This is a genomic window from Sphingobium wenxiniae (genome assembly GCF_007830065.1).
Classification (GTDB): Bacteria; Pseudomonadota; Alphaproteobacteria; order Sphingomonadales; family Sphingomonadaceae; genus Sphingobium; species Sphingobium wenxiniae.
The window spans coordinates 1-3,604 of the sequence record NZ_VLKK01000058.1; the positions used below are offsets into that span (position 1 = coordinate 1).

Below are 3,604 nucleotides of genomic sequence, written 5' to 3' on the forward strand. Positions count from 1 at the left end.
GTTTCGATAAAGCTCAACGCGCTAGGAAGAGATGCAGGAATAGCAGCCCAAGGTATAAACCTTGCAAAGGCTAACGCAGTTGCCGTCTTTGGACGGCCAGCATCCAAAAATAGCTTAACGTGATCTAGTTTGGAATCTTGCACGACAACACCTCACGGCGCTGCCTTTGCAGCGCGGTTTGACCGAGGGCCTCAAGATCAAGTTACGAGAGTTGTCAGTGTCAGATTAGGATTGAGATCAGTTACAATGGCCCGGCTCCCATGTGGTCACAGCGGATTTCCGCGTCAAGGCCGACAAGCGCGGTTGTCCAACAACCACCTTGTACTGATGCAAAAATCATAGGTTCTGCATCGTGTCGGAAACGGCGGAAATCCGGGCGCTTCCGTGATGCATATATCTGATGCACAATGATCGCATGATCTACGGCTATGCGCGCGTCTCCTCCAACGGGCAGGACCTCACCCAGCAGGCCGCCCAGCTCCTCGCTGCCGGTTGCGTGAAGGTCTACCAGGAGAAGGCCAGCGCCGCGTCGGCCGAGCGGCCGAAGCTCAAGCGCGCGATCGGCGCGCTCGATGCCGGCGACGTGCTGATGGTGACGGCCACGGATCGCTTGGCTCGCAACACCCGCGACCTGTTAAACATCCTTCATGCGGTGAAGGAGGCAGGGGCCGGCTTCCGCTCGATCGCAGAGCCTATGGTGGATACGACCTCGCAGTTTGCCGAGGTCGTCATCGCCGTGCTGGGGATCGCAGCGAGCTGGGAGCGCCAGCGGATCGTGGAGCGCACCGCAGCCGGCCGCGACCAGGCGAAGGCCCGTGGGGTGAAGTTCGGCCGGCGAGCGGCCCTCACCCCTCACCAGCAGGCCGAGGCGTTACAGCGGCTTGCCAAGGGCGACACGCAGCGCGCCGTCGCGGCGCTGCTCGGGGTCGATCAGGCCACAATATCTCGGCTGTCGCGCCGACAGGGGTAATCGGGCTTAACCCTCATACCAATTCGTGCTAATTCGCTTTCAGGCCAGTTCAAAGCCGGGATAATTCGGGACTTATACGATTGTTCTTGCATAAGTGCGGCAACAATTCCTAATAAGCCTTGTCGCGCGGCGAATCAGTGCTCGGGACAATCGGCAACGAGGGGAATTGTTATGACGCGCTTGAAAGAAATGGGGGAAAGTGCCGCTTGGCACCTAATGGTTGGCGCCGCCCTCGAAGGCGCACGTCAGCAGGGATATGCTCTCAAGAAGCAGCCTGGCCGTGGTCTCTCCAACACCTATGAGCTGACCAAGGATGGCAAGACGCAGACTGCCAGCATCCGCACCACCCGCGACCGCTGGGTAGCTTTCCCGCCGCTTGATGATGGAAAGCGTTGGAAGACTCTTGATGACGTGGACCTTGTTCTGGTCGCTGCCGTTGATGATCGGCTGAACCCCCAGAACGTAGACGTGTATCTCTTTCCCGCCGACGAGGTGAAGAAGCGGTTCGATGCGTCCTATGCTGCGCGGATCGAGAACGGCCACACCGTCCGCAATAACTACGGCATGTGGGTGATGCTCGATAAGGGAGACAATGCGGTAATCAGCCAGGTCGGCCACGGGATCGCGGAAGAGTACCCGCGTATCGCGAATTTCAGTATCGATGAACTGGAAGGCACCGTGTCCAAGGATGTGCGGAAGATGGCCGATGAAGCCGCTCCGGAGCCCGAAGAGGCTATCCCGGCCGAGGCAGGCCCGTCGCTTAACACTGTTGCGGATGTGCTGGCTTTCGCCCGTGAGAAGATCGCCGTTTTGACCGGTATGCCCGGCGACACGATTAAGCTCGACCTCAAGATGGGAGTGTAAATCTCACTTGGCGGACGTGATCGCGGTCACTCGTCAGGGCGACCAAATAGGCGACCAAAAAAACCTCTTTTGGATTCCGTGGGGCCGGGTCCGGCTAGCAGTCCGATCACTCGGGCTTGAGCCTCACGTCGTTCCTCATCCGATTGATCGAGGCGACGGCGAAGATCGTCGATTGTACCATCACGATCGCGCAACTGTTCCAAAGCAGCATCAAGACGGGCTTGCAACACATTGGAATCCGACCCGTTACGGATGTCAGCATTGCTGTTGCGTAGCGTTTCAGAAGGCGTTCCGGTTACTGGTGCGGCTGACTTTGGAGGATACACCCGGTGCAGTTCGACAGGCTCGATTGAGAAAGAGCCGTTATCCTTCTTTGTCGCAGAAATTCTACCGCTGTTGATGGCACGCGATATGGAAGCCTTGCTGATACCCGTTGCCTTTGCGGCTTCTCCAAGAGTGTAAGCCATCTCATTCGTCCCTGTTGCAGATCGTTTCAAAACATAATCCGCTAACCGTTAGCAGAAACGGTCAGGTGGCGAAACGATCAGACCCGGCCCCACTTGGTGGCACACCCCGTAACCCATTTCGTCCAATCCGCCTTGAGAGCGTCCCCTACCAGTTTGCGGCGCTGTTCGGGGCGGACGCGAGCATACTGATCCGCTAGGCGCTGCACGGAGTGACCACCGCCTAGAGCCATTCCGATTGCATGAAGCTCCGGGGTCTTGAACTCGTCCACCTGATCGTCGGCCGGCCAGCGTAGGGTGTCCGAAACCGATAGCCGAGAAGCCGCCGAGGCGATTAGGCTGGCGGTGTTGACGATGGTTTCTGTCGTCCCTTCCCGGCGGGCCTTTCGGCCGCTGCTATGGCGTCCTGCCTCATCGGCCGCGGCGTCAGTGGCGTCGTCGTCCTTAGGGGTGAAGGTCAGGGTGACGTGGGTGATCTTGCCCCGCGCCCCGCGCTTTTCCGACCAGTCCATCGTGAAGGCGGCGAGCTGGTCAATTTCGGCTTTGCCAGGTGTCAGCACCAGACGCCGGAAGTCGGAGAAGTTAGGCATCGAATTAGAAGGTGCGCCAAGCCGCTCCCGTAGTTCATCGACCGTTCCGGACCATGTGGGGCTACGCCGTCCAGCCAGCAGGCAACCCATCTCATAGAGGGTGATCGCATACTTCGACCGGAAGGCGAGCAGAGCCGCCCGGTTGAGGCGAGCGTAGTAATCGCTCCCTTGCAGAATCGCCCTAGCCGGTGCCGTGAACTCCCACTCGACGGTGGCCCGGCCGTCTTCCGCATGTTCGTTGAGCGTCCAGGCAAGCAGGGCAGCGGTAAGCGTCGCCGCACGCCCTTGCGCCGAGGTCGAAGGCATTTGGAACTTCACATCCATCAGCTCATCGAGAGTGTCCTGGATCCGATCATTGGCGTTGTGGGTGCCTCGCAGATCGCGCTTAGCGATGACGTGCGATCCCGGTCGCCACGCTTCGCCGGCAGCTTTGGCGATTAGAAGAGCTAGGGTCTTGCGGGCCGCCAAAGAGGGTGACGTACCCGCGCCAAACCGTGCTTCGATGAACTCGCCGGCTTTGACAATGGCATGACCGTCACGAACCGAGATCGTGGAAGCCGCCTTCATCGTGCGGCCGATAGGGAGGTCGTCAGGCACGGCATAAGCTTAGCCAGTTACGACATAAGATCAATGTCAATGTCATAGATCGCATAGCCAACCCATTCCTCATGAGGGCACCCGATCCGTCGTAACTGGGCACCCCATTTGTCGTAGGT

General features: G+C 59.1%; 4 protein-coding genes. 2 read left to right on the forward strand and 2 right to left on the reverse strand.

Translation table 11 applies throughout. The annotated features are described in order from the left end of the window. Positions 1 to 415 precede the first annotated feature (415 nt). Both IQ35_RS20685 and IQ35_RS20690 read left to right on the forward strand, forming a co-directional pair. Entirely contained in the window at positions 416 to 970 is a 555-nt protein-coding gene (locus IQ35_RS20685) for a recombinase family protein (protein ID WP_107395345.1), read from the forward strand. A gap of 171 nt (positions 971 to 1,141) precedes the next feature. Continuing rightward, positions 1,142 to 1,834, forward strand: coding sequence for a hypothetical protein (locus tag IQ35_RS20690; RefSeq protein ID WP_026150027.1), 693 nt, complete (start codon positions 1,142 to 1,144; stop codon positions 1,832 to 1,834). Positions 1,835 to 1,860: 26 nt separating this feature from the next. Here IQ35_RS20690 and IQ35_RS20695 read toward each other — a convergent pair whose 3' ends face one another. After that, entirely contained in the window at positions 1,861 to 2,301 is a 441-nt protein-coding gene (locus tag IQ35_RS20695; protein ID WP_107395339.1) for a MerR family transcriptional regulator, read from the reverse strand. Between the two features lie 77 nt (positions 2,302 to 2,378). Then, complete coding sequence (locus IQ35_RS20700) at positions 2,379 to 3,485, reverse strand: replication initiation protein (protein ID WP_019054701.1); 1,107 nt, start codon at positions 3,483 to 3,485, stop codon at positions 2,379 to 2,381. Positions 3,486 to 3,604: the final 119 nt, after the last annotated feature.